General features: G+C 45.6%; 36 protein-coding genes. 33 read left to right on the forward strand and 3 right to left on the reverse strand.

Annotation, left to right across the window (positions count from 1 at the left end; genetic code table 11):
• Window positions 1-38: 38 nt before the first annotated feature.
• The 6 genes from pstC to MHI21_RS08710 all read left to right on the forward strand — a co-directional run bounded on the left by pstC (window position 39) and on the right by MHI21_RS08710 (window position 5,353).
• Window positions 39-971, forward strand: a complete 933-nt coding sequence (gene pstC, locus MHI21_RS08685; RefSeq protein WP_013370343.1) for a phosphate ABC transporter permease subunit PstC — start codon at window positions 39-41, stop codon at window positions 969-971.
• A complete protein-coding gene (pstA, locus tag MHI21_RS08690; protein ID WP_023987910.1) occupies window positions 971-1,867 on the forward strand; it encodes a phosphate ABC transporter permease PstA in 897 nt (298 codons plus the stop codon). Before pstC ends, pstA begins: the two co-directional genes overlap by 1 nt.
• Window positions 1,868-1,884: 17 nt before the next feature.
• Window positions 1,885-2,727 carry a phosphate ABC transporter ATP-binding protein PstB gene (gene pstB / locus MHI21_RS08695; RefSeq protein WP_023987911.1) on the forward strand — a complete coding sequence of 281 codons (843 nt, stop codon included), beginning with the start codon at window positions 1,885-1,887 and terminating at the stop codon, window positions 2,725-2,727.
• Between the two features lie 288 nt (window positions 2,728-3,015).
• Complete coding sequence (pelA, locus tag MHI21_RS08700) at window positions 3,016-4,305, forward strand: pectate lyase (protein ID WP_342419827.1); 1,290 nt, start codon at window positions 3,016-3,018, stop codon at window positions 4,303-4,305.
• 134 nt (window positions 4,306-4,439) lie between these two features.
• Entirely contained in the window at window positions 4,440-4,958 is a 519-nt protein-coding gene (locus MHI21_RS08705) for a thioesterase family protein (RefSeq protein WP_103048099.1), read from the forward strand.
• Window positions 4,955-5,353, forward strand: coding sequence for an FxsA family protein (locus tag MHI21_RS08710; RefSeq protein WP_013309596.1), 399 nt, complete (start codon window positions 4,955-4,957; stop codon window positions 5,351-5,353). The genes MHI21_RS08705 and MHI21_RS08710 overlap by 4 nt, the downstream gene beginning before the upstream one ends.
• A gap of 29 nt (window positions 5,354-5,382) precedes the next feature.
• Here the strand turns inward: MHI21_RS08710 and ytvI are convergent, their stop codons facing one another.
• The 3 genes from ytvI to MHI21_RS08725 all read right to left on the reverse strand — a co-directional run bounded on the left by ytvI (window position 5,383) and on the right by MHI21_RS08725 (window position 8,276).
• Complete coding sequence (gene ytvI, locus MHI21_RS08715; protein ID WP_342419828.1) at window positions 5,383-6,501, reverse strand: sporulation integral membrane protein YtvI; 1,119 nt, start codon at window positions 6,499-6,501, stop codon at window positions 5,383-5,385.
• A gap of 225 nt (window positions 6,502-6,726) precedes the next feature.
• Entirely contained in the window at window positions 6,727-7,911 is a 1,185-nt protein-coding gene (locus MHI21_RS08720; RefSeq protein WP_342419829.1) for a site-specific integrase, read from the reverse strand.
• Window positions 7,912-7,922: 11 nt separating this feature from the next.
• Window positions 7,923-8,276, reverse strand: coding sequence for a helix-turn-helix transcriptional regulator (locus MHI21_RS08725; RefSeq protein WP_342419830.1), 354 nt, complete (start codon window positions 8,274-8,276; stop codon window positions 7,923-7,925).
• A gap of 153 nt (window positions 8,277-8,429) precedes the next feature.
• Here MHI21_RS08725 and MHI21_RS08730 point away from each other — a divergent pair, with 153 nt between their 5' ends.
• From MHI21_RS08730 to MHI21_RS08860, 27 genes are all read left to right on the forward strand, one after another.
• Window positions 8,430-8,669: a helix-turn-helix transcriptional regulator gene (locus MHI21_RS08730; protein ID WP_342419831.1), complete on the forward strand. Its 240-nt coding sequence runs from the start codon at window positions 8,430-8,432 to the stop codon at window positions 8,667-8,669.
• A gap of 18 nt (window positions 8,670-8,687) precedes the next feature.
• Complete coding sequence (locus tag MHI21_RS08735; RefSeq protein WP_342419832.1) at window positions 8,688-8,891, forward strand: helix-turn-helix domain-containing protein; 204 nt, start codon at window positions 8,688-8,690, stop codon at window positions 8,889-8,891.
• Window positions 8,888-9,643, forward strand: coding sequence for a Rha family transcriptional regulator (locus MHI21_RS08740; protein WP_342419833.1), 756 nt, complete (start codon window positions 8,888-8,890; stop codon window positions 9,641-9,643). The genes MHI21_RS08735 and MHI21_RS08740 overlap by 4 nt, the downstream gene beginning before the upstream one ends.
• Before the next feature lie 17 nt (window positions 9,644-9,660).
• Window positions 9,661-9,816, forward strand: coding sequence for a hypothetical protein (locus tag MHI21_RS08745; RefSeq protein WP_342419834.1), 156 nt, complete (start codon window positions 9,661-9,663; stop codon window positions 9,814-9,816).
• A 15-nt stretch (window positions 9,817-9,831) separates the two neighbouring features.
• Window positions 9,832-10,173 carry a hypothetical protein gene (locus MHI21_RS08750; protein WP_053324967.1) on the forward strand — a complete coding sequence of 114 codons (342 nt, stop codon included), beginning with the start codon at window positions 9,832-9,834 and terminating at the stop codon, window positions 10,171-10,173.
• Between the two features lie 98 nt (window positions 10,174-10,271).
• Window positions 10,272-10,691 (forward strand): hypothetical protein, encoded by a 420-nt coding sequence (locus tag MHI21_RS08755; protein ID WP_053324968.1) that lies wholly within the window; start codon window positions 10,272-10,274, stop codon window positions 10,689-10,691.
• On the forward strand, window positions 10,688-11,101 hold the full coding sequence (locus MHI21_RS08760; RefSeq protein ID WP_053324969.1) for a hypothetical protein: 414 nt from the start codon (window positions 10,688-10,690) through the stop codon (window positions 11,099-11,101). The genes MHI21_RS08755 and MHI21_RS08760 overlap by 4 nt, the downstream gene beginning before the upstream one ends.
• A 33-nt stretch (window positions 11,102-11,134) precedes the next feature.
• Entirely contained in the window at window positions 11,135-12,127 is a 993-nt protein-coding gene (locus MHI21_RS08765; RefSeq protein WP_342419835.1) for a hypothetical protein, read from the forward strand.
• 132 nt (window positions 12,128-12,259) lie between these two features.
• A complete protein-coding gene (locus MHI21_RS08770; RefSeq protein ID WP_103047673.1) occupies window positions 12,260-12,505 on the forward strand; it encodes a hypothetical protein in 246 nt (81 codons plus the stop codon).
• The gene (locus tag MHI21_RS08775) at window positions 12,502-13,023 is read left to right on the forward strand and encodes a Holliday junction resolvase RecU (protein ID WP_342419836.1); all 522 of its coding nucleotides are present in this window, start codon (window positions 12,502-12,504) and stop codon (window positions 13,021-13,023) included. The genes MHI21_RS08770 and MHI21_RS08775 overlap by 4 nt, the downstream gene beginning before the upstream one ends.
• 86 nt (window positions 13,024-13,109) lie before the next feature.
• Window positions 13,110-13,517 carry a replication terminator protein gene (locus MHI21_RS08780; protein WP_342419837.1) on the forward strand — a complete coding sequence of 136 codons (408 nt, stop codon included), beginning with the start codon at window positions 13,110-13,112 and terminating at the stop codon, window positions 13,515-13,517.
• A gap of 30 nt (window positions 13,518-13,547) precedes the next feature.
• On the forward strand, window positions 13,548-14,255 hold the full coding sequence (locus MHI21_RS08785) for a hypothetical protein (RefSeq protein ID WP_342419838.1): 708 nt from the start codon (window positions 13,548-13,550) through the stop codon (window positions 14,253-14,255).
• Window positions 14,256-14,306: 51 nt separating this feature from the next.
• Window positions 14,307-14,591 (forward strand): hypothetical protein, encoded by a 285-nt coding sequence (locus tag MHI21_RS08790; protein ID WP_342419839.1) that lies wholly within the window; start codon window positions 14,307-14,309, stop codon window positions 14,589-14,591.
• The gene (locus tag MHI21_RS08795) at window positions 14,588-14,809 is read left to right on the forward strand and encodes a hypothetical protein (protein WP_023990539.1); all 222 of its coding nucleotides are present in this window, start codon (window positions 14,588-14,590) and stop codon (window positions 14,807-14,809) included. Before MHI21_RS08790 ends, MHI21_RS08795 begins: the two co-directional genes overlap by 4 nt.
• A gap of 54 nt (window positions 14,810-14,863) precedes the next feature.
• A complete protein-coding gene (locus MHI21_RS08800; protein WP_342419840.1) occupies window positions 14,864-16,744 on the forward strand; it encodes a DNA cytosine methyltransferase in 1,881 nt (626 codons plus the stop codon).
• Window positions 16,745-16,802: 58 nt separating this feature from the next.
• A complete protein-coding gene (locus tag MHI21_RS08805) occupies window positions 16,803-17,003 on the forward strand; it encodes a hypothetical protein (protein ID WP_342419841.1) in 201 nt (66 codons plus the stop codon).
• Between the two features lie 44 nt (window positions 17,004-17,047).
• Complete coding sequence (locus MHI21_RS08810; RefSeq protein WP_342419842.1) at window positions 17,048-17,266, forward strand: hypothetical protein; 219 nt, start codon at window positions 17,048-17,050, stop codon at window positions 17,264-17,266.
• A 6-nt stretch (window positions 17,267-17,272) separates the two neighbouring features.
• Window positions 17,273-17,620 (forward strand): ASCH domain-containing protein, encoded by a 348-nt coding sequence (locus MHI21_RS08815; RefSeq protein ID WP_341162995.1) that lies wholly within the window; start codon window positions 17,273-17,275, stop codon window positions 17,618-17,620.
• Window positions 17,613-18,059: a hypothetical protein gene (locus tag MHI21_RS08820; protein WP_342419843.1), complete on the forward strand. Its 447-nt coding sequence runs from the start codon at window positions 17,613-17,615 to the stop codon at window positions 18,057-18,059. Before MHI21_RS08815 ends, MHI21_RS08820 begins: the two co-directional genes overlap by 8 nt.
• Before the next feature lie 29 nt (window positions 18,060-18,088).
• Window positions 18,089-18,478: a hypothetical protein gene (locus MHI21_RS08825; RefSeq protein ID WP_342419844.1), complete on the forward strand. Its 390-nt coding sequence runs from the start codon at window positions 18,089-18,091 to the stop codon at window positions 18,476-18,478.
• Window positions 18,479-18,562: 84 nt separating this feature from the next.
• On the forward strand, window positions 18,563-18,697 hold the full coding sequence (locus MHI21_RS08830) for a hypothetical protein (RefSeq protein ID WP_340981416.1): 135 nt from the start codon (window positions 18,563-18,565) through the stop codon (window positions 18,695-18,697).
• A gap of 16 nt (window positions 18,698-18,713) precedes the next feature.
• The gene (locus MHI21_RS08835) at window positions 18,714-18,992 is read left to right on the forward strand and encodes a hypothetical protein (protein WP_342419845.1); all 279 of its coding nucleotides are present in this window, start codon (window positions 18,714-18,716) and stop codon (window positions 18,990-18,992) included.
• A 95-nt stretch (window positions 18,993-19,087) separates the two neighbouring features.
• On the forward strand, window positions 19,088-19,564 hold the full coding sequence (locus tag MHI21_RS08840) for an ArpU family phage packaging/lysis transcriptional regulator (protein ID WP_342419846.1): 477 nt from the start codon (window positions 19,088-19,090) through the stop codon (window positions 19,562-19,564).
• A 152-nt stretch (window positions 19,565-19,716) separates the two neighbouring features.
• Window positions 19,717-19,974, forward strand: coding sequence for a hypothetical protein (locus MHI21_RS08845; protein ID WP_342419847.1), 258 nt, complete (start codon window positions 19,717-19,719; stop codon window positions 19,972-19,974).
• Between the two features lie 238 nt (window positions 19,975-20,212).
• The gene (locus MHI21_RS08850; protein ID WP_342419848.1) at window positions 20,213-20,482 is read left to right on the forward strand and encodes a hypothetical protein; all 270 of its coding nucleotides are present in this window, start codon (window positions 20,213-20,215) and stop codon (window positions 20,480-20,482) included.
• Between the two features lies 1 nt (window position 20,483).
• Window positions 20,484-20,846, forward strand: a complete 363-nt coding sequence (locus tag MHI21_RS08855; protein ID WP_342419849.1) for an HNH endonuclease — start codon at window positions 20,484-20,486, stop codon at window positions 20,844-20,846.
• A 120-nt stretch (window positions 20,847-20,966) separates the two neighbouring features.
• Window positions 20,967-21,233 (forward strand): hypothetical protein, encoded by a 267-nt coding sequence (locus MHI21_RS08860; protein WP_342419850.1) that lies wholly within the window; start codon window positions 20,967-20,969, stop codon window positions 21,231-21,233.
• The last annotated feature ends 104 nt before the right edge of the window (window positions 21,234-21,337 follow it).

A 21,337-nucleotide genomic window follows, 5' to 3' on the forward strand; every position in this document is an offset into this window, starting at 1 on the left:
GCGTCCGGCCTCTATTCTTCGGTTAAAGGAGTTACAGTATGGAACCAATTGAAGGGAAGGCATACATGGAACAGAATAAACGATCCCGAGTTATGAAAGAAAGACATTACTGGGAGGAATGGACCGGCCGCATATATACGTCGGTTTGTGTCGTTTTTTTAGTTGCAGTCATTGTCTCCATCGTATATTTTGTTGCCTCCAAAGGTGTAGCTACATTTGCGGTGAATGGAGTCAGTCTGCGAGAGTTTTTCTTTGGAACCAAATGGAGCCCGGATGGCGAACCTAAGTCCTTCGGCGCGCTTCCGTTTATTACGGGTTCTTTTGCAGTAACCATACTGGCGGCTTTAATTGCCAGTCCGCTCAGCTTATGTGCGGCTTTATTTATGACGGAAATCGTGCCGAAATCGGGTAAACGTATCCTTCAACCTGCGATTGAATTATTATCCGGTATTCCGTCTGTTGTATATGGCTTTGTCGGCTTGACCGTGATCGTCCCGCTACTTCGGAACGTGTTTGGAGGACAAGGCATCGGCATTCTGGCAGGCTGCCTAGTGTTGTCAGTCATGATTTTGCCGACGATTACGAGTATTATGGCGGATGCGTTGTCTTCCTTGCCGGGGGGGCTGCGTGAATCCTCTTATGCTTTGGGTGCTACCCGCTGGCAGACAATTGCCCGTGTTATTATTCCAACGCTGTTGCCTGCTCTTTTAACAGGAATTATCCTCGGTATGGCTCGTGCCTTCGGAGAAGCGTTGGCTGTACAGATGGTAATCGGGAATGCTCCGCATATACCGCATTCCTTGCTGGAATCCGCTTCGACGTTGACCAGCGTCATTACACTAAGCATGGGGAATACAGCGATGGGCTCCGTTCATAACAATGCTCTCTGGAGCATGGCGCTTGTTCTTCTGCTCATGACATTCATTTTCGTGCTGCTGGTAAGGCTGCTTGAAAGGAGAAACCGGGTTTGATGAAAGCTAAAACGACCGACAAGATCGCTACATTTGTAATCTGTTTCTTCGCCTTGTTTATTGTTGCACTTTTGGTTGGATTACTGGGCTTCATTTTGGCCCGCGGAGTCAGTCATATTTCTTTTGACTTTTTAACCAGTGCTCCCCAAACATTACGTGCAGGCGGTGGTATTGGCCCACAACTATTTAATTCCGTATTTTTGTTAATCCTAACTTTGATTATCACCATTCCGATTGGCTGGGGCGCAGGTATTTACATGGCGCAATATGCAAAGCCGGGGAAAATTACGGACTTTATACGACTTGTCGTCGAAGTATTGTCCTCCTTCCCGTCTATCGTCATCGGATTGTTTGGACTACTACTTATCGTAAATACGTTTGATTTTGGCTTTTCCCTCTTATCAGGAGCCTTGGCTTTGGCCGTATTTAACCTGCCGCTGATGGTTCGCACAACTGAGCAGGCTTTCCGAGCTGTGCCGAAGGAGCAAAAGGAAGCTGGACTTGCGCTTGGATTGTCCAAGTGGAAAATCATCACTTCCATTTTGTTGCCAGCTGCGCTGCCAAGCTTGATTACGGGTACCATTTTGGCCGCAGGCCGTATTTTCGGGGAAGCCGCCGCATTGCTGTTTACGGCAGGGATGAGTACGCCGCCGCTTGATTTTACCGATTGGAATCCATTGCATGCTAGATCGCCTATTAACCCGATGCGACCTGCTGAGACATTGGCTGTTCATATTTGGAAGGTCAACAGTGAGGGGATTGCTCCCGACTCCAAAGATATTGCTGCAGGCGCTTCTGCCGTACTGGTGCTGCTTGTGCTTGCATTCAACTTGAGTGCAAGATGGTTCGGAAGAGTTGTATACCGCCGTCTGACAGCTGCCAAACGTATGGATTAGAAAGGGGATGGAGAACAATGGAACATGTGATTACGCGAACGGCAAAAACCGCCGCACCAGCAACATCCGTTCAGTCTACGCGTTCGGAACAGCTTGCGGGGCAACCGCCGCATCCGTTCAGTACTGAGGATTTGAGTATTTATTATGGCAGCTTTGAGGCTGTTAAAAAAGTGAATCTGGCCTTTCCCGAACAGACAGTGACTGCGCTGATCGGGCCTTCCGGCTGCGGTAAATCGACCTTTTTGCGCTCCCTTAATCGGATGAATGATGAGATTGCGTCTTCCTCTACAACGGGGCACATCTGGATGGATGGACAGGATTTGACGGCACCGGAAACGGACGTGATCAAGCTGCGTCAGCAAATTGGCATGGTGTGGCAACGTCCCAACCCTTTTTACAAATCCATTTACAATAATATCGCCTTCGGTCCTAAATACCGTGGGGTGCGCAAAAAGAAACAGCTTGATGAAATCGTCGAAAGCAGCCTGCGTAAAGCAGCATTATGGGATGAGGTCAAGGATCGCCTTCACGACTCCGCTCTGGCGCTGTCTGGCGGGCAACAGCAGCGGCTTTGCATTGCACGTGCACTATCCGTTCAGCCGAAAATTCTATTGCTTGACGAGCCAGCTTCCGCGCTGGACCCTGTGTCTACAGGCAAGGTAGAAGAGCTCATCACCGAATTAAAAAAAGAACTGCGCATCGTTATTGTGACGCACAATATGCAGCAGGCTGCGCGAATTTCCGATTATACTGCTTATTTTTATATTGGAAGTCTGGTTGAACATGGGAAAACGAACGATATTTTCACGAATCCTGAAAATGAGCTTACTCAGGAGTACATCATGGGTCGATTTGGTTAAGCGATGTTGCTCATCGACCTACTATATATTAGCTGCACGTAAAATCCTCTTACTAATCCAGCATTAGTAAGAGGATTTTTATTGTGTTCAACGTTTTGTAACTTTTTTAATCTATTAGTAAATTAAAATATATTGATCGTTTGGGTATATTTTCATATAATACAACTAACTATTTATCATGCATAAATAGTGGTTTAGTTCCCCTCGCTATCAAAAAGAATCTTCAGCAAGAGTAAATAGGGTTAAACTGAACACAATTACCCAAATCAAAATAAGGGAGAGGTTCAAATGAAAAAGAAGATGTGTCCAACCGTAAAGATGATAGCGCTTTCAAGTTTGGCGATTACAGTAACGTCAGGACTCCTAAGTCCCTCATGGGCTGCGGCACAGGAGATGGTGCCGACTACATATGATTCAGGACGTGAATCGGCGACTGCTTCTTATGAACTTACCACAGATTCAGCTGTGGGACGGGACGTTTATGGTGGTGATGTAAATTCAGGTGTTTTGGATCGTGAGCAATTATTTGGGCTGTCGGCTGTGGCGAAGCCAACCGCTGTTGTGAATACAGACAGCCTCCTGAACAAAATGCGCGACTTTAGCAAGTTTTCTACGGGGAATATATCCAAGGATACGACGCTTGCCTTAAATATTGTATCCTGGCAATTGCCGCATGGCGGATTCTTCAAAGCTATGGAAAAGAATTATAAATCCAAATGGGATGGCAAAGCTGCACGCTCCACATGGAAAAGCAAGGATGGTGTTGAACTCGGAACGTTTGATAACGAGGCCACGACAACCGAGATTCGTTTTTTAGCGGATGTATACAAAAAAACCAAAAATAAAGATATTAAGAACAGTGTACAAAAAGCAGTCGACTTCGTACTAACCTCTCAATATTCCTCAGGTGGCTGGCCTCAGGTATACCCTAAACGTGGTAATTATTCCGATGCTGTAACTTATAATGATGATGCAATGGTCAGAGTTATGGTTTTGGCTGACGATATTGTGAACAAGAAGCAGCCGTTTGATAGCGATATTCTGGATAACTCTTACCGCTCCAGACTTCAGCAAGCGCTAAACAAAGGTATCCAGTACACAATTAAATCTCAAATTGTAAATAATGGTACACCAACAATCTGGGGTGCACAGCACGATCCAGCTACTTATGCATCTGTTGAAGCCCGGGCATTTGAGTTACCTTCCAAAACAACTACGGAATCAGTAGGCATTACTGCTTTTCTCATGTCCCAGCCGCAAACCGCTGAAGTGAAAAAAGCGGCTCAGAGTGCTTTGAAATGGTTTGACGCGAACCGAATCGACGGTATCAAATACAATCGTCAAGGTCCGGAGTTTTTCCAAAAGGACGCATCGAGCGTAATGTGGTATCGGTTCTATAATGTGGAAGACAATAAATATTTCTTTTCAGACCGCGATGGCAAAAAGTATACCGACATCATGAAAATTAGTGAGGAAAGACGACTTGGTTACGCCTGGGCGGGAAGCCAGGCTAAGAGCTTGCTCAAGCTGGCTTCGGATAGCGGATATTATAAACTGTCCAAGCCGTTGCCACAATAATAAAGGCATTATTATATATGATTGGAGAGGGCGGACCGTTCGGTCTGCCCTCTTTTTGTTCCCGGGCTGTAAATATGGTTTAATGGAGAGAGGGCAAAATAGAGATAAAGATGCACAAAGATAGGAGAGCTTGTATGACTCAAGAGGAGAAACAAACGGAATTACGCTGGTATGGCGCACCGCTACGCGTCCGTTATCAGGAAAGCGACCAGATGGGGGTCGTATATCATGCGAATTATTTGAACTGGTTTGAGATCGGGCGCACCGAAATGATCCGACAGGCGGGTTTTAACTATCGGAGTATGGAGGAACGAGGAGTCTTGCTGCCAGTTATTGAAATCAATGCGAAATATGCGAGTCCTGCTCGATATGATGATTTAATTACCATTTATACCGCAATTACGGACTTCTCCAGATTACGTCTAAACTATATCTATGAGGTTCGACGGGTAACGGAAGATGAGCATCAAAGGTATCTGGGAAAGGTATGGACCCAGGCAGACACGCTGCCGGGAGAGCTGCTTGTCACAGGGATGACACGTCACGTATGGTTGAACACCGAATGGAAGCCTGTTCGACTAGATCAGGCGCTACCTGAGCTGTACACTGCATTAAGGTTTGCTTTTACAGGCGGGGAGGGGCAGAAGTCATGATGATGCGTAAACGTCTATGGCTGTTGCTGCTGCTCATTCCTTTGGCGGAGCTGTACGGGTTTATATGGGTAAGTCATTGGATTGGAGCGGGCAAAACGATTTTACTCATCATTCTGACGACCCTAATCGGGGCTGCCATGATGCAATTTGAAGGTCGTAAGGTGATTGCCGATGCGAAAAACGAAATGAACCGGGGACAAATGCCCGGCCGTAAAATGCTGGATGGATTATGTGTCTTTTTCGGTGGGAGCTTGCTGCTTATCCCCGGATTTTTAACAGATATTATTGGTTTTACGTTGGTATTCCCTTTAACACGAGCGTTGTACCGACGCTTTTTATTGAAGTGGCTGGAGAAAAAAATGAAAAACGGCAGTATTACGTTTCGGCGGTTTTGACGTGAGCTGCCGTTTTTCCTATCCATGATCTAGCGGACTCTTCCAGCGAGAATATAGTTGCGCAAGTCCTGAATGACATTCGCACGATTCAGTGCATCAACGACAATGAGTGATACAGGTCCGATAATTAATCCTAAAACGCCAAATAGCTTGAGCCCGATGAACATACCGATGAGGGTGGGAAGCGGGTTCAAGCCCACGCTGCTGGCCAGCACCTTAGGCTCCACGATCTGTCGTCCAATCAACAGGATGATATAAAGGATCGACAATCCTACCCCTAGTGCCAAATTACCAGACATATACGCATACAGTATCCACGGAATCATCACAATGCCAACCCCCAAATAAGGTAGCAAGTCCACTAGCCCGATCATCAAACCGATGGTAAAGGCGGATTCCACACGCAATATGAACAGCCCAACAATGACCGTTAATGCCGTAATGGAGATGATAATAAACTGTGCACGCAAATAGCCGTACAGTGCTTTACGCAGATCGTGCCATATATCCGACAATGGTTTGCGAATCGTATCAGGAACCGTATTTGAGAGCATCCGACTATGTCGGTCCCAGTCCTTACTAATAAAAAAGGCTGCTAATACAATAACCATTAGAACTGCTCCCATATTAGGCAGAGAGGTTAGCAAGTTCAAAACTCCATTAAAAAATTGAGCGACTAGCGTAGTGACAGCCGAACTGACAGTTTGAGTTGTCTTATCAATATTACTGTTAATGGTATGTTGGTAATCCGGATTATCCCGGATAAAATGGTTAATTTCAATTATTACATTTTGAATCAAATCGCTTTGTGTCCAATCGATAAACAGACTTTTAAAACGCTCAATATGTCCGTCGAAAGTCATGGCCAACTTAATAACTTCTCGGACCATGCGGGTGATTGCCGCAGACAGGATAATTGCAATTCCACCTAAATATACAAATAATGAGACCGTGACAGCCGTCCAACGTGGCATACGGACTTTGTTACGCAGAAAACCAACCAGTGGATTCATGGCATAAGCCACAAGCCAGGCGAATAGGAAAGGATAGATGAGAGGGAAAAGCGCATATATGCCCAGTAACAGAGCTACAATCACGATTGCCACCCATAGAGCACGAAATATGCGATTCAGGATTAATCGGCTCAAGCTCTCACGGCTCCTTTCTTTTGCGATAGTTTTTCATAAAATAAATGCTCTACTATACATATGCGGGAAAGGGGGGAGACAAGACCTGTGTAAAAAAGTGCAAATGAATCAATAATTTTTGTAAGGGGTTTCAAAAAATTCTTTATGGAAGCGATAAATAAAAAACACCATCGAACGTTGATATAAAAGGGGTTTTGGTTTTTTCTTCCCACAAAAACCCCACGGTCAAATTATTCCGTCCATTAAACTGTCGAGTTTTTCAACTGCTGCTCGACGTCTTTGCTTGGTTACATGTAAATAAACAGCCTTAGTTGTGTGATCGCTACTGTGCCCTAAAAGTTTTTGGATAGCCTCTAATTCCACACCTGCCTCTGCCATTAATGATGTATACGTGTGTCTGAGAGAGTGGGGGGTTAGTGGGTAGTTTATTCCAGCTGCTTTAAGCGCTGCGGACATGTAATTGTTAGCCTCGTATAAGCGCAACGGATAACCCATAAAACGGCCTTCGGTAAAAAATATAAAATCTGATTCATCATTGAACCATCTTCTATATTCCATTCTAAATTTATTTTTCCAAGCGATTTGTTCTTTTATAATTGATATAACTCGTGAGCTTACGTCTATTTTTCGAATGGACGATTTGTTTTTCGGAGTATTCAGCTTATAATCTTTCAAAGAACCTGGAACGTATAGTGTTTTTGTGATTGATATTTTTTTGTTCACTTCGTCTACATCTTTTATTTTCAAAGCACATAATTCACCTATTCGCATACCAGTGTATGCAAGCACAAATAGTAACCTAAACGCTTGAGGACTTTCGAGTTCTTTGGACTTTTGAAGTAGGATAGCCAGTTCTTCCTTCTCTAAATACTTAGGGATATCATCTTTAACTTCTAATTCTTCAACAGTTTCAGAGAAAGAAGGAAGTATTGCATATTGAGTTATATCTTTCTTGATAAGCTCTAATTCCAAAGCTTTTTGGAAAATCATTCTCATTACTGCATGGAAATTCGTAATAGTACTCTTTGATTTATTTTCAATATTTTTTAAAGTGAGTAATTCTTTTTCGTATCTTGCAGTAGTTAGCTCTTGTAATTTCAAACCTCCAAACTTTTCCTTTATTTTTTTTACAACACTTTTTCGAAGATCCACTGTTATTCCTTTGACGTTAGTCGCTTTATAAAACTCAATCCATTGATCTGCAAATTTACCTATTAGTATTTTTTTGTTTTCAATATAAGTTCCGTTAATTATTTCTGCTTCAATTATTTTGCCAGCTTCTGAAGCTTCTTTAGCGCTGGCGAATCCGGGTGTTTCTTTTTGGATTCTGTTACCATTTGCATCTTTTATACTGTAGCGATAATGAAATTTTCCTTTTCTCTCACGTACATTCTGATATTTTTTGGCCATAGTTCCCCACCCTAGTCTTTTTTGATAGAACGTTCCATGAGTAGATTGAACATTTTGACTTCTTCATCTGGAAGTGAAAGTATCAATTCAATTGCTTTACGCTTATCCTCGCTCAATTCCTCGGTGTCAATGTTTAGTTTGTTTTCGATTTCTTTGTATGTATTCTCAAATAGGAGGTCGTCGATAGTTACGTCTAATATCTGTGCGATGTGATCTACTTTACCCATCCTCGGTTCATTACGCCCGCTTTCCCAGTAACCAACAGTTACGCCTGATACTCCAATGCGTGCGCCAAGTTCTTCTTTGGATAATCCTTTGTTTTCCCTATACTTTTTTAGATTTTCCGCAAAATTTAGTTTGTTCACAATAACTCTCCTCATAATTAATTTGACTTAATAGTACCACTAATAAAACACTATTTCCACATTTTTTCTAACTTATACTTAAAAAAAACGGTTTTTCCGTTGACATTTAACTTTAAGTTAGATATAGTGAAAACACGCAAGGGGGGTGAGCATATGCCATACCGTCGCAGAACACTAAGGGAGTGGAGAGCTTATAGAAAGCTATCTAAAACTGCTGTAGCTGAAAAATTAGACATCCATACAAGTACTTATACGCGTATGGAAGAACGTCCTGAGACTATAACAATGTTGGAGTCAATGGAACTAGCTAAGGTGTTTGGATGTGTCGTTGGGGAAATCATTTTTTTTGAAGAAAATCCTAACATTATGTTAGATGTATCGATTGGTTCCTAACAAAAGGAGGGGAAAAGAATGGAACATCTGCCTTCAATTCTTACTGTAGAAGATGTCATGGAGTATTTTAGAGTAAGCAGACCAACAGTGGCTAGAGCAATTAAGGCACGGAAACTTAAAAGCTATAAGTTAGGTGGTCAAAGACGAATAAAGTTGGAGTGGCTAAAAGAATACGAAGATTCACTTATAGCCTCTTCTGCTGAGGGAGGTGAAACAGTATGACTCAATTAGTATTTATCGAAAACGGACGAGCCGTAACTGACAGCTTGATAGTAGCTGAAGAATTTTATAAAGAACATCGCAACGTTCTTGCTGATATTGAAAACCAATTAAAAAAGTTGGATGAAGCTGGTTTGGAGGAATGGGGGGTGCTGAACTTTCAGCAGACCCAATATCAACATCCTCAGAATAAACAATGGTACCCAAAGTTCGATATGACAGAAGATGCTTTTGCTATTGTGGCAATGTCATATACGACTCCAGAAGCCATGAAGATGAAGGTTAAGTTTCTGGAAGAATTTAAGCGTATGCGCCAGCAGCTACAGACCGCAGTCGTAGACACCTCCCAACTAAGTCCTATTCTCCAGCTTCTTATTCAACAGGAGCAGCAACAGAAGGCAATCATTGAACGTCAGGATGCGACAGACAAACGTGTTTCTGTAATTCAGGAAACAATTTTGCAGCGTGACGACGATTGGAGAGACAAGCTAAACGGGATGCTTAATGGAGCTGCTAGACGGTCAGGCGGAGTATTTCGGGATTTGCGGACGCGTAGTTATGAAATGCTGGAGAGTCGAGCTAAATGCGACCTTAACCGCCGACTTCGTAACCTCCATGATAGGTTGCGCGAGTCAGGTGCAACCAAGACCAAGATATCTGAAACGAACCGTCTTGATGTGATCGAGGCAGACCCGAAGTTAAAAGAGATTTACACCACAATTATTAAGGAATTGTCCATTGGGACACTTTCCTAAAAGGAGTGTGAATGTGAATGTTCTTCGTACAACAACGGTTAAACGAACTTGAAAATATGTACGATACATTGGCAAATAATCCAAGTTGGGTGCATCCCGAAGTATCGCAAGCATCTTTTGGATGGATGCTTAAAGAGATTTTAGACTTACGCGCCGTGCTAGGTATCGTCTGAGGGAGGGTGTACACATTGGAAACACGCTTAATACCAGTTTTGGACGCTTCCGGCTTGCGAAGCTATCTGGAAGTACCAGGAAGCACATATTTCGAGGCCGCATACAACGTAAACAGTCTGCTTAGTGGGGCAGTTACGTTAGACATGGATTTGCTTGAATTGACTGAACAGGAGATTGATGTACTGCATAAGCAAAACGAGTGCAAGCTCATTCGGGAACAGCTACATGATGTAAGTTATAAAAAACTTGATGCTCTCGCCAACAATCGCAATCCTCGTAAATTTTTGAAGGAACAAAACGAACTTAGTTTCCGGCTGTTTCGACTGGAGAGAGAAATAAAAAAAGCCTGTCCATAATGGACAGACCCATAATCGTGCTACCAACACGATTGCTTTAGAAAACAATTACCGGAATTATAACACACATTTAAATTTTTGGAAACAGGAGTCCCTTCATGGACCATAAGGAGCTTGAAAAAATTAAGGAGATTAAGTTGTACATCCGAGAGATTCAGAAATACCGGGATACAGCAGAAGGCATCCCTACGGATTCACCGGGCGCGTTAATTCAGAAGGTGGAACTGCTTACCAAGGCACATACCCTCATGGGTCGCGTAGCGGCGTATATGGACGGACGGTACCGCCAGACCTATAGCCATCGAAAGCGGGTGTACGCGGAAACTCTCCGTGATACAACCAAGAGAAACAAGCAGAATGCCGCAGAATTGGCGGTACTGAATATTCGTGATCAGGAGGCAAAAGACCAGGAACGTATGGTCCTCTGGAGAAACGAATTTAGGTCTATTGCAGAGCAGTTGTATGAATTGCGTCTACGGCTTCGGGTGGACATGCACATAGGAGGCGGTCAGGAATGATTTACGGGTACAATCCTGCCCCTAAGCCTGCGCATAAGCGAGGCAGAAAGAAGCGGGGGAACCACACGGCTATAACTGCCGCTGTGCGAGACGAAGTGGATCGTCGGGCGTCCGAGCATACCGGATATGTGATATGTGAGCGCTGCGGAGTTTCCCGCCCCGCGTTGTGGTTTGAGAAAGCGCATTTGGTGAATGCCAGCCAGTACGGTAGCGGGTCGGAGCCTTGGAACATTGCTAACCTGTGCGGCCCCCGTTCTGAGACAGGAACCTGTCACCAGTGGTCAGACGATACAGCAGCAGGCCGGGAATGGAAGCTTCATAAGAGGGACGAACTTATTGAGTATTATTTCCGTGGACATGGGAAAGACGTCTGGAAGACGTCCACCGGATATCCTACGGACGTCCAATAAATAACCGCGCTGTCGGGAGGGAGGTCGCCAAAATTGGCATGGATAGAGAGCCATCAGGGCACAGACAGACACCCCAAAACCCGCAAATTGTGCCGTAAGCTGGGAATCTCAACCCCGGCAGCGGTCGGACACTTGCACATGTTTTGGTGGTGGGCAATGGACTTTGCCCAGGATGGTGACATAAGCAGATATGGTCCCGATGATATTGCAGATGCAATAGAGTGGGAAGGCGATTCAGAGCAACTTTACAGTGCTTTGGTCGAGGCAGGTTTTATTGATGAAACCGAGACGGGGCACGAGATACACGACTGGTATGCTTATGCTGGTCGGCTGATAGAAACACGGAAAAAAGATGCAGACAGGAAGCGGAGGGACCGCGAAAAGAGGAAGGCTGCTGCTGACTTATCCGCAGGATGTCCGCCGGACATACCCCGGACGGATGAAGGACAGCGGTCGGAGTCCACCCGTGACCTTAACCCTAACCCTAACCATAACCAATATAAAGATAAAGATTATTGTCCCGAACCGCCTCCGGCTGGTCAGGACGATCCGCCTCCTTCGGGAAAGGGGAAGAAGCCTGATAAATACGGTCCAGACAACACGTATTACAAAATGGCTGTGTACTTTAAAGACCGGGTAGATGAAATGGCGAAGGGTGAGGGGTTGGAACACCTTACTGCTAGAACCAACATTCAAAAATGGGCAGACGACTTCCGGAAGCTGGTCGAATTGGACAAGCACCATGATAAGGAACTTATTGCTAGGGTAATGGATTGGGTCGTCAAGGATGATTTTTGGTGTAGGAATGTATTGAGTGCTGAGGCATTCAGAAATCAGTTCGGCAAGCTGGTCCTAGCTATGCGTAAACCAAACCGCCAGTCCCGTCCTGCTGGAAGGAACGATAAGCAATCTATAGATATCGTTAAACCGCAGGAAGATGTAGAAGGCGTTTCACAGGCCGAGTTGGACGAGCTCATGCGGCTTGCTGAACGTATGCAAGCAGGCAAAGGAGGCCACCAGAATTGACACCAACTGCATATATGGAAAAGCAATCGAATGAGCTCCTTCATACAATTGCAAAGGGTGAGCTCCTTGATTATGACATTCGGATTCATGCGGAATTGGAGCTATTAAGACGGGTCGGAGGTGAAAGAGCTCATGGGCAGAACGAGGCCAGAAAATAATTTGTATGTGGCTTGTGAAGAAATGGATTTCATATGGCCTATGGATGATCTTGCGGAGTTTCGCGATATGTGGCGCAAAGGATGCGGAATAGAGGAAATTCGTGAGCACTTTGGGCGTCAGAGCTGGCAAGAAGTAATTATTATTGCATTGGATCAGGTGCGTTGTGGATATATCAAGCCGCGTCCTGACGTGCTGACAGTGAAGGGAGTAAAGGCATGAGCATATACGGGAACAAGGGAATGGGTTTTGAAAACCTGATTGAGTTTTCCAATGAACGGTACGAGCATCTTAATGTGGCGGTGATTAATAAACGTCCTACACCAGTCAAGGTAACGAAGACCAGCGGACACAGGGTTAAGGACGGATATTTTGAAAAATCCTCCACTGTGGATTATGACGGGGCGTACAGAGGTCGGGCAGTGGCGTTTGAAGCAAAGTCTATTAAAACCTTGTCACGCTTCCCGCTGGGCATGCTGGAGCAACATCAATATGATTACTTGGAAAAGCAACACCGAATAGGTAAGGGGATAAGTTTCCTGCTTATAGAATTTACCGCTTTTCGAGAAACGTACTTGCTGCCTTTTCAGTCGTTGGCGTTTTTCTGGAGGGAATACAATGGGTCAGGACCAAAGTCGATAAGCAAAGACGACTTAAATATTTACGGTTACCTGGTCCCTACTGGACGCGTGCCAGTCGATTACCTTAAAGCAGTAGACAAAGTATGGTTTGTTGATTAGGCCCCGGTATGGACAGAGGCCGCAGCCCTCCACAGCCGTTAAACCAAACATATGTACTTATTTATTAATAATTTGGAGGTATTTACATGATTAATCGTGTTGAATTAAGCAAGCTGGTACAGGGTGGTTTACAAGAAAAATTTAATAAAGAGTGGGATCGTGTCATGAAAAATATTGATGATCCTAATACATCCGCAACGGCTGCACGCAGCATCACAATAACGGTGAATCTTAAACCGGACGCAAAACGGAAAACCATTAATTCCACTGTTGCCACCAAGTCAACCATAGCGCCAGATAACCCATTGGATACCACCTTTATCATGGGTACTGACAACGCTGGGAATGTGGTAGCAAAGGAATTGATTTTTGGCGAAGAAGATCAGGCGTTTTTTGATAATGAAGGCACTGTTCGTACTGGTACCGGGGAAGAGGTTGACAAGGTTACCGGGGAAATCAAGCCCGATTCTGGCAATGTAGTCAACTTTAAATAATAAACCAAATAAAAATTAGGAGGAATTTACATGTTAAAAGAATTTGCACAGTACATCGTCGGTCTGGGGAACAAAGAAATTAAAGAAGTTGGTGGACAAATGTTTTCTACTGGTCCATTAAACACGATTGAAGAACCAACAACTACGACGCTGAAAGTTAACACTCTTTCCGCAATGGTCACGTATCTGAAAGAAAACTATGACAAGGTAGACCCCGTGTTGGTCCATGTACTTAGTGAAACTGACGTGCGAGTTATCAGCACCTTCAACCGAGACAAACGCCGCAACGTGTTGGTAAATGCATCCGCTGTGCTTCCAGATATTAATTTTGAACGCTTCATGGATGTAGAGAACTTCAACATCCAATTGCAAGCCTGCTTTGTAAAAAACGATGACCGGGACGCTGTATTGAAGCTAGTAGGAAACGTCAAGGAAGAAACAGGAAATACTTACGCAGATGATGGGGTAACGCAACAGGTAACAGCCAAAAGCGGGGTCGCCAGTCTTGAAAAGGTAACGGTTCCTAATCCCGTTAAATTGAAACCGTACAGAACGTTTATTGATATCCCACAACCAGAATGTAGCTTTGTGTTCCGTTTGCAAAATGGTCCGAAAGCAGCCCTGTTTGAGGCGGACGGTGGAGCATGGAAGCTACAGGCCATGGCAAGTATTAAGGAGTTTCTAGAAAAAGAACTGAAAAATGAAATTGAATCCGGTTTTGTAACCATTATTGCTTAATACATCCTTGGGGCGGCTACGGCTGCCCCTCTACCAAGGGAGATATCACATATGCCGAATGCAAACGGTTGGCTTTCGAGAGACGAGGTAAAACAAATAAATGTCCCCGTGCTGGTACCGGACAAGGACGCACAGCGGGGCAAATGGCACAATGGACTGCCTCCAGCTGGAGGGGTATTGCTTACCCGGACGAGCTGCGTAACCATGAATTGCCCAGTAGCTGAAAACGAAACACCTGTAGCATACATGTACAATCCAAAACACCGATCTGAATACCGATATGCCCCCTTCTACTTCCGTACTAAAGAGCAGTTGAACGGCTTGGAGACGGTATGACGCAACTGGAATTTAACTTCTATTCTGCTGAGGTTGTACAGGAAACACCGGATTTGCGAAGAGGGATGGATGGGCAGCTATTGAACGGATGTTTTTACGAGCGAAGCACTGGAGATTTTGTATCTTATGTGCAGGGGCGGCGGCATCACGTTTTTGATACGGAAATTTTACAAAATGATTGGATGGAGCGGACGAAACGGGACCGCTGGATAGAGTAGCATAGCCCCCAAGGGCAGAGAGGACAGGCCCAGGGGATAAGAAGGAGGGACAGCATGCAGGAAATCATAGTAGACAACTTTGCAGGTGGCGGCGGTGCATCTACAGGAATAGAGTTGGCGACCGGACGAAGCGTGGACATAGCCATCAACCACGACCCTGCAGCTATCGCCATGCATCGGGCCAATCATCCTGATACTGAGCATTTTTGCGAATCAGTTTGGGATGTGGACCCGAGAGAGGTTGCAGCGGGTCGCCCGGTTGGGCTGGCGTGGCTATCACCGGATTGTAAGCATTTCAGTAAGGCTAAGGGCGGGAAGCCCGTGGAAAAAGGCATACGCGGACTGGCTTGGGTTGCTGTTCGTTGGGCAGCTACCGTAAAGCCCCGGGTGATCATGTTGGAGAATGTGGAGGAATTCAAGACCTGGGGGCCGTTGCTTCAAGATGGATATCCAGACCCTGACCAGAAGGGCCGCACATTTAATAGCTTCGTGAATGCCCTCAAGCGGCAGGGATACCGCGTCGAGTGGAAGGAGCTGCGGGCGTGTGACTACGGAGCGCCGACGATTCGCAAGCGGCTGTTTCTTATAGCTCGCCGGGATGGTTGCCCAATTGTCTGGCCCGAGCCGACACACGGAGCGCCGGACAGCCCGGAGGTTAAAGCAGGTAAGCGGAAGCCGTGGAGGACAGCGGCGGAGATTATAGACTGGTCCCGGCCTTGCCCGAGTATCTTCGAGCGGAAAAAGCCATTAGCAGAAAACACATTGCGCCGGATAGCCCGAGGCATTCAGCGATTCGTTATAAACAACCCGCAGCCGTTTGTGATGCGCGTCAATTTTGCCGGAAGCAATCACCATTATTGCGATTCCATAGATGATCCACTTAAAACCATCACTGCTAAAAATGGTTGGGGAGTAGTCACCCCGTATATTGCCCGGATCGGACAAACCGGATTTGGGGCTGACCGGCTGCAATACCAGGTAACTGATCCGCTCACAACGGTTACGACAAAGGCGGAGCACTTACTCGTAACACCTGTACTTGGCGTCAATACGACGGGCCACCCCGGTAATTCGCCTACGGAACCCCTACGTACTGTCACAACAGGCGGTCACCATATGTTGGTGAGTCCAACTCTTATACAGATGGGTTATGGAGATCCGGAGGGACGGCGTGTGCTGGATTTGGAAAAGCCAGTTGGTACGGTCACGGCTGGGGGAAATAAATTTGCTGTTGCTGCTGCATGCCTCATTAAGCATTACGGCGGCGGATACACCGGAGCGGGGAACGGAGTGGAAGACCCGCTCTCTACAGTAACCACCGTGGATCATAATGCCTTGGTAACTGCGCATATCGCCCGGCATTTTGGCGAATCGGTTGGCAGCTCAATGCATGAGCCTATCGGAACCGTTACAGCGGGGGGCGGGGGTAAGAGCGCTCTTGTGACTAGCCACCTTGTAAAGATGAAGGGAACGAACATTGAGCAACCGGTAGAGGAACCGATTCAAACTATTACAGCCGGCGGGAATCACTTTGGAGAGGTCAGGGCTTTCTTACTCAAATACTACGGCAGTGCTGACAACGGGCAAACGATGGAAGGGCCATTGCACACTATCACCACCAAAGACAGGTTCGGATTGGTTACAATTCACGGGGTTGATTACCAAATTGTCGATATAGGCATGCGGATGCTTGAGCCACATGAACTCTTTGCAGCTCAGGGCTTCCCGGACAACTACGTAATAGACGTAGACGCGGCCGGAAAGAAATATTCCAAGTCGGCCCAGGTAGCACGCTGCGGTAACTCCGTACCGCCTCCATTTGCTGAGGCGCTTGTCCGGGCCAATCTACCAGAGCTTTGTACAGGATCAGGTAATAGATTGGTACTTGAGAGATATGCAGAGCGAGAGCAAGGGCAGCTTGCTTTCAGTATTTAGGAGGCTTAGCCCTCCAGGGGGATACACCCCCTACTACCTATACCAAAGGAGAGATAACATGGCAAAGAAGCGGATAACTCAGCGAGAGATAGGATTCATCCAAGGGATAGTTTACGCTGCCGGATTACAAGCTGATTGGGGCGCCGATGCTTACGATATTGTCCGGGAATCCAATTTTAAAGTTGAAGATATTCGAAAATATGCTGAGGATTGTGATCTTCAAAAGCTAGAAGATGTCTTGGAACGAATTGAGGCATAACAGCCTCTTACCCTACCCAATCAAATTAAAAGGAGAGTGATTGTATGCCGTTCGTGATATTGGTAAGAGATCTATGGAGCATGAGCACAGATGTTTATGCGGGGAAGACATATATTCATCAAGGGCAATATTTCCCTTGCTTGGTCGATAGCGAGAATCCGGCTAAGAAGTATTCCAATCGGAAGATAGCCGAGCGTGCAGCTTCTAGGCTAAAAGATAAAACAGGTCAGACATGCGAAGTCATGGAGGTAGAAGGAGAGTGAACTAATTTGGACGGACTCGTTATTAAGCCTAAATGGGCAGATATGATCCTATCGGGAGTCAAAACGTGGGAGATTCGTGGCAGCAAGACTCATAAGCGCGGCACCATCGGCATTATCAAGAGTGGCAGCGGACTTGTATATGGCACAGTGGAGCTTATGAGTTGCGTTCCACTGACTATGTACAACTGGGAGATAAACAAGGATAAGCATCATGTTTCATATGCAGATATAGATTACAAAACACCCTATGCATGGGTAATGGGAAATCCAATCATTTACCCGGAGCCTATACCTTATAAGCATCCACAAGGGGCAGTGATATGGGTTAAATTAGGAGGCGGTAAAGGTGAGTGAACGGACAATTAATTTGCCAGATGGTCTGGAACCTATGTCAGAAGAAGATTTGAAAACTATTTGGAATAAAGCCGACGATGCTCGAGGTGACCAGGCTCACCTAAGTGATGATGTATTTGATTTAGTAAACGCTCTTGATGCAGCTTATGCACAAATAGACTCACTCCAGCAGCAGGCAGCAGGCTTAAACGAGGAAAGCCTAGCTAACTTCCGAACGGCTGCTGAGAGGGGAAAGCAGATGGCAGAGAGGGACCGGACAATAGACCGACTCCGCAAGTCACTAGAAGCGACCGTGATACCGTTTAAATTTTACGCTGATCCGAACACGTATGATCCTGTTCATTTGGACAAGCTTGGATACATCATTATAGATGAAGATGGCGGAGCGTCAGCCAAAGCTGCGTTGGCAGCGGTGTTGAAGGCATTAGGTAGGGAGTAACCACCAAAAGCATTGGAAGGATGATAGATATGTTGGATATGACAGACCAGCAGATTAATAGGGCGCTGGCTGAGCTGATGGGATACAGGGTTGTTAATTTGAACCCGGAGTGGTGGAGAAATAAAGCCTACTGGGTACTGAATGAACCGTTAGAGGAACGCCAGCATATTGGAAAAGGAACCGAGGATGAAGCGTGGTGCGAAGCCCCAGACTACTGTAATGATGCTGCTGCCTCTCTGGAGGTACAGGCAGCAGCATGTGAGGTTCATCCAAACACATATATCCGTTACTTGGAAAAAATTAAATGGGGGCAATCGACCGGATGGAAGGTGAGCAACCGCGTGGTAGCGCAATTGTGCAATGCTAGCCCACGAGAACGCGCAGAGGCTGCTTATATGACATTATCAAGCAGGGTGTAGGTAACACCTGCACCCACTAAGGGAGGATATATAGATATGGCAAGACCAATTATAGTCCATAGATTTTATGCAGGAGATAAGTGCGTGTTAATCTCTGAATGGTATGAGCCAATGTCTGTAGATCAGCTCAAGGAAAGAGCACAGCAAGCAGTTGAATGGGGTTATGGTGATCCAGACATTGTTACAGACTCCACTGGTCGTCTTGTAAGGCTCAAGTAAAAAGGGAGGATTAATATTGCCTAAATTCAAGCGGAAAGTTAGATTACCCAATCCCCCAGCATTGAATATAAACCGGATACGTCTTGAACTTAAATTAGGCGGTAATTCATATTGGCAAGAAGTAGCGGGGCAACTGGTGGATGAAATAGACCGGATGAAAAGTATCATGAAAGAATCTTCTTCTGCTTTATCTGAAACAATCAGGCTGTCGGACGAGCTGATAGAGGATCATAAGCAGATAGCACGTATGTGGCATGATAAATATTTGGAGTTGCAAAGAAAATATGAAGGATGAACACAACAAAGCCCCCGCAACCTTGGCAGGGAGCACGGGGGCATATGTTTCAACACATCACCTATAAATTATAACATAGGTGAGGGGAAGTATATATGAAGCAAAGAGCCACACAATTAACACTAGGGTTGCCAGTTATGGACAGTGAACAAACCCGCCGCCAAGTGGAGGAGCATTTGGAAACTGTCCGTATATATCGGCAAATGGGATTGATCCGGCGCGAGGTAAGCAATACACCTAGTTATGAACCAAGATTCCATGGAAGCACGAACGCTATTAGTAAACCAGCGGAATCTGCTGCTGTGTGGAACGTAGATAAGGAAGCGGAACTGGAACAAAAGTCTCTCTTACTTGATAAAGCCATGTTACGGCTAAGTCGAAAGGAAAGCGAGTTACTACGTAGGCGCTATCTCGAAGATGAAGACGTATATGATTATAACGTATGTAGTGACATGCACATGGGAGAACGAACATTCCGCCGTATAAAGGCTCGTGCTTTGTATAAACTGGCATTCGGCTTGAGGTTGGAAGTGCTGGTTGATCCGCCATCTGAAAAAGTGGCCGCTAAGTGAAACATTTTTGGCCTATTAATGGCACGCCGTTTTGAAACAGGCATGATATATTTGTAACGTGAAAATGAAGGGAACAGATGAAGGGCTGGCAAATGCGCCAGTCCTTTTTTGTTGTCTTTTTTTCTAACTTAAATATCAGGAGGAAGTTATTTATGTCTGTAAAACCACGTTTCGCATTTCTTAGCTCTGACGGTATCCTTCACTTGCACGATGAGGAGCACGCAGCACAGCACGGCAAGCATGTACAAACTTCGCTGACTGACGATGAAAGCGGCTTTCCGATCGTAGAAGGTCAGGGTGTTGTCTATTATGCCAAAGAAGATAAAGCCTACATCAACGGCAACGAGTCAGACGGTAAACTTATTTCCACACCACCAGTGCTCAAGCAACTTGCAGAAGAGTTATTGTAATACCTTACCCGGCTTATGCCGGGCTTGTGGTGCATACAGGACTATGGGCGGTTCGATTCCGCTGTGTGCCATTCATTATTATCCAGGGGAACAGACATGATTAAATCAACCAAGCGCCCACCGCCTGTGCCTGCTATGTCGCCTCTACAGCCTGCCAAGTGTCAAGGATGCGTATGGGGTAACTGGACAGGGAGTAAGCAGACATGCATGTGGGTGAATTGTAGAAAGGGATGATGTTATGAACGAATTGACCAAAGAGCAGCAAGAAACAATTGAGGACGCTATCCGCAATCTGCATGAAGCTGCTTCCGCTATGTGGAATAGCATCAAAGAATCATTTGCCCCTCTGATTGAAGCGTTTAGAAAATTTAAAGACGATCTGAAATGGCTATATGAATACAGCCCATACATTTCGCCTGCATTCATGAAGCTTAATCATCAGCAAATGCTACGGCCTCAGGTAATAGATCGTCGGCCTGTACGCATTGTAGCAAGAACGAGGTGCTAACATGCCAAGTAGACCTAAACGCCAATGCGCCCGTCCAGGCTGTCGAGAGCTTACCACAGAGTCTTATTGCGAGAAGCATAAGGTACAGCATGTCCGACAGGTAGAACAGCAGAGAGGGACAGCAGCGCAGCGAGGATATGACCACAAGTGGAGGAAGACGCGCATAGGATTCCTACGCAAGCATCCACTATGTGTACGTTGTCTTGCCGTTGATAAGCTGACACCCGCAACTGTGGTTGACCACATAATCCCCCATAAGGGAAACAAGGAACTTTTCTGGCAGCGGGACAACTGGCAAGCGCTATGCAAGGCATGTCACGATGTGAAGACAGCCACAGAGGACGGTGGATTCGGCAATGGCTAAGAAGATAGGAGAGTTCATAGGCTGCCTACTGATGGCGTGTGCTTTGGTGGTCATACTGTCAGGTACATACAGGCTGGTAGCGTGGCTATTGTTCTCTTAAATAGATTGGAGGGATAACACATGATCATTAGAATGGGAGACTGCGAGACAGAAGGTACACCGCAGGAGTTAGTAGAGCATGAACGCCTTAATGATGAGTACGAGGAAGCGAAGCGGTTAGCCGAAGCTACTAAGGGTGTGACAGTGAATGCACAGCTACACGGTAGACACCACATGCGAGTGGAGATAGACATTGAGCAGACGTGTACAACACAGGACATTCAAGAGTTGGTTAGGCAGATGCTGAATGATTTATTTAAAAAAAATAAATTTAAATCTATTTCTTAGAAAAAGGGGAAGGGGGGTCAAATTTCTAAAAAAAATTTTGGAATAGACCGCGTCCCCATTAAGTGTAAAAAAAGTTCCTGAAATCAAATTTAGGGTACGTTAGG

This window comes from Paenibacillus sp. FSL H8-0168 (assembly GCF_038592955.1).
GTDB lineage: Bacteria > Bacillota > Bacilli > Paenibacillales > Paenibacillaceae > Paenibacillus > Paenibacillus polymyxa_B.

What these genes read in the sequence shown, in the direction of transcription:
- MHI21_RS08720 (WP_342419829.1), bottom strand. Translation starts at nt 7,911, where the DNA reads ATGGCCAAAAAATATCAGAATGTACGTGAGAGAAAAGGAAAATTTCAT.
- MHI21_RS08780 (WP_342419837.1), top strand. Translation starts at nt 13,110, where the DNA reads ATGATTAATCGTGTTGAATTAAGCAAGCTGGTACAGGGTGGTTTACAA.
- MHI21_RS08735 (WP_342419832.1), top strand. Translation starts at nt 8,688, where the DNA reads ATGGAACATCTGCCTTCAATTCTTACTGTAGAAGATGTCATGGAGTAT.
- pstC (WP_013370343.1), top strand. Translation starts at nt 39, where the DNA reads ATGGAACCAATTGAAGGGAAGGCATACATGGAACAGAATAAACGATCC.
- MHI21_RS08790 (WP_342419839.1), top strand. Translation starts at nt 14,307, where the DNA reads ATGCCGAATGCAAACGGTTGGCTTTCGAGAGACGAGGTAAAACAAATA.
- MHI21_RS08705 (WP_103048099.1), top strand. Translation starts at nt 4,440, where the DNA reads ATGACTCAAGAGGAGAAACAAACGGAATTACGCTGGTATGGCGCACCG.
- MHI21_RS08805 (WP_342419841.1), top strand. Translation starts at nt 16,803, where the DNA reads ATGGCAAAGAAGCGGATAACTCAGCGAGAGATAGGATTCATCCAAGGG.
- MHI21_RS08745 (WP_342419834.1), top strand. Translation starts at nt 9,661, where the DNA reads ATGTTCTTCGTACAACAACGGTTAAACGAACTTGAAAATATGTACGAT.
- MHI21_RS08730 (WP_342419831.1), top strand. Translation starts at nt 8,430, where the DNA reads ATGCCATACCGTCGCAGAACACTAAGGGAGTGGAGAGCTTATAGAAAG.
- pstA (WP_023987910.1), top strand. Translation starts at nt 971, where the DNA reads ATGAAAGCTAAAACGACCGACAAGATCGCTACATTTGTAATCTGTTTC.
- MHI21_RS08755 (WP_053324968.1), top strand. Translation starts at nt 10,272, where the DNA reads ATGGACCATAAGGAGCTTGAAAAAATTAAGGAGATTAAGTTGTACATC.
- pstB (WP_023987911.1), top strand. Translation starts at nt 1,885, where the DNA reads ATGGAACATGTGATTACGCGAACGGCAAAAACCGCCGCACCAGCAACA.
- MHI21_RS08800 (WP_342419840.1), top strand. Translation starts at nt 14,864, where the DNA reads ATGCAGGAAATCATAGTAGACAACTTTGCAGGTGGCGGCGGTGCATCT.
- MHI21_RS08770 (WP_103047673.1), top strand. Translation starts at nt 12,260, where the DNA reads ATGGGCAGAACGAGGCCAGAAAATAATTTGTATGTGGCTTGTGAAGAA.
- MHI21_RS08785 (WP_342419838.1), top strand. Translation starts at nt 13,548, where the DNA reads ATGTTAAAAGAATTTGCACAGTACATCGTCGGTCTGGGGAACAAAGAA.
- MHI21_RS08795 (WP_023990539.1), top strand. Translation starts at nt 14,588, where the DNA reads ATGACGCAACTGGAATTTAACTTCTATTCTGCTGAGGTTGTACAGGAA.
- MHI21_RS08845 (WP_342419847.1), top strand. Translation starts at nt 19,717, where the DNA reads ATGTCTGTAAAACCACGTTTCGCATTTCTTAGCTCTGACGGTATCCTT.
- MHI21_RS08860 (WP_342419850.1), top strand. Translation starts at nt 20,967, where the DNA reads ATGATCATTAGAATGGGAGACTGCGAGACAGAAGGTACACCGCAGGAG.
- MHI21_RS08840 (WP_342419846.1), top strand. Translation starts at nt 19,088, where the DNA reads ATGAAGCAAAGAGCCACACAATTAACACTAGGGTTGCCAGTTATGGAC.
- MHI21_RS08825 (WP_342419844.1), top strand. Translation starts at nt 18,089, where the DNA reads ATGTTGGATATGACAGACCAGCAGATTAATAGGGCGCTGGCTGAGCTG.
- MHI21_RS08760 (WP_053324969.1), top strand. Translation starts at nt 10,688, where the DNA reads ATGATTTACGGGTACAATCCTGCCCCTAAGCCTGCGCATAAGCGAGGC.
- MHI21_RS08810 (WP_342419842.1), top strand. Translation starts at nt 17,048, where the DNA reads ATGCCGTTCGTGATATTGGTAAGAGATCTATGGAGCATGAGCACAGAT.
- MHI21_RS08855 (WP_342419849.1), top strand. Translation starts at nt 20,484, where the DNA reads ATGCCAAGTAGACCTAAACGCCAATGCGCCCGTCCAGGCTGTCGAGAG.
- MHI21_RS08775 (WP_342419836.1), top strand. Translation starts at nt 12,502, where the DNA reads ATGAGCATATACGGGAACAAGGGAATGGGTTTTGAAAACCTGATTGAG.
- pelA (WP_342419827.1), top strand. Translation starts at nt 3,016, where the DNA reads ATGAAAAAGAAGATGTGTCCAACCGTAAAGATGATAGCGCTTTCAAGT.
- MHI21_RS08710 (WP_013309596.1), top strand. Translation starts at nt 4,955, where the DNA reads ATGATGATGCGTAAACGTCTATGGCTGTTGCTGCTGCTCATTCCTTTG.
- MHI21_RS08850 (WP_342419848.1), top strand. Translation starts at nt 20,213, where the DNA reads ATGAACGAATTGACCAAAGAGCAGCAAGAAACAATTGAGGACGCTATC.
- MHI21_RS08740 (WP_342419833.1), top strand. Translation starts at nt 8,888, where the DNA reads ATGACTCAATTAGTATTTATCGAAAACGGACGAGCCGTAACTGACAGC.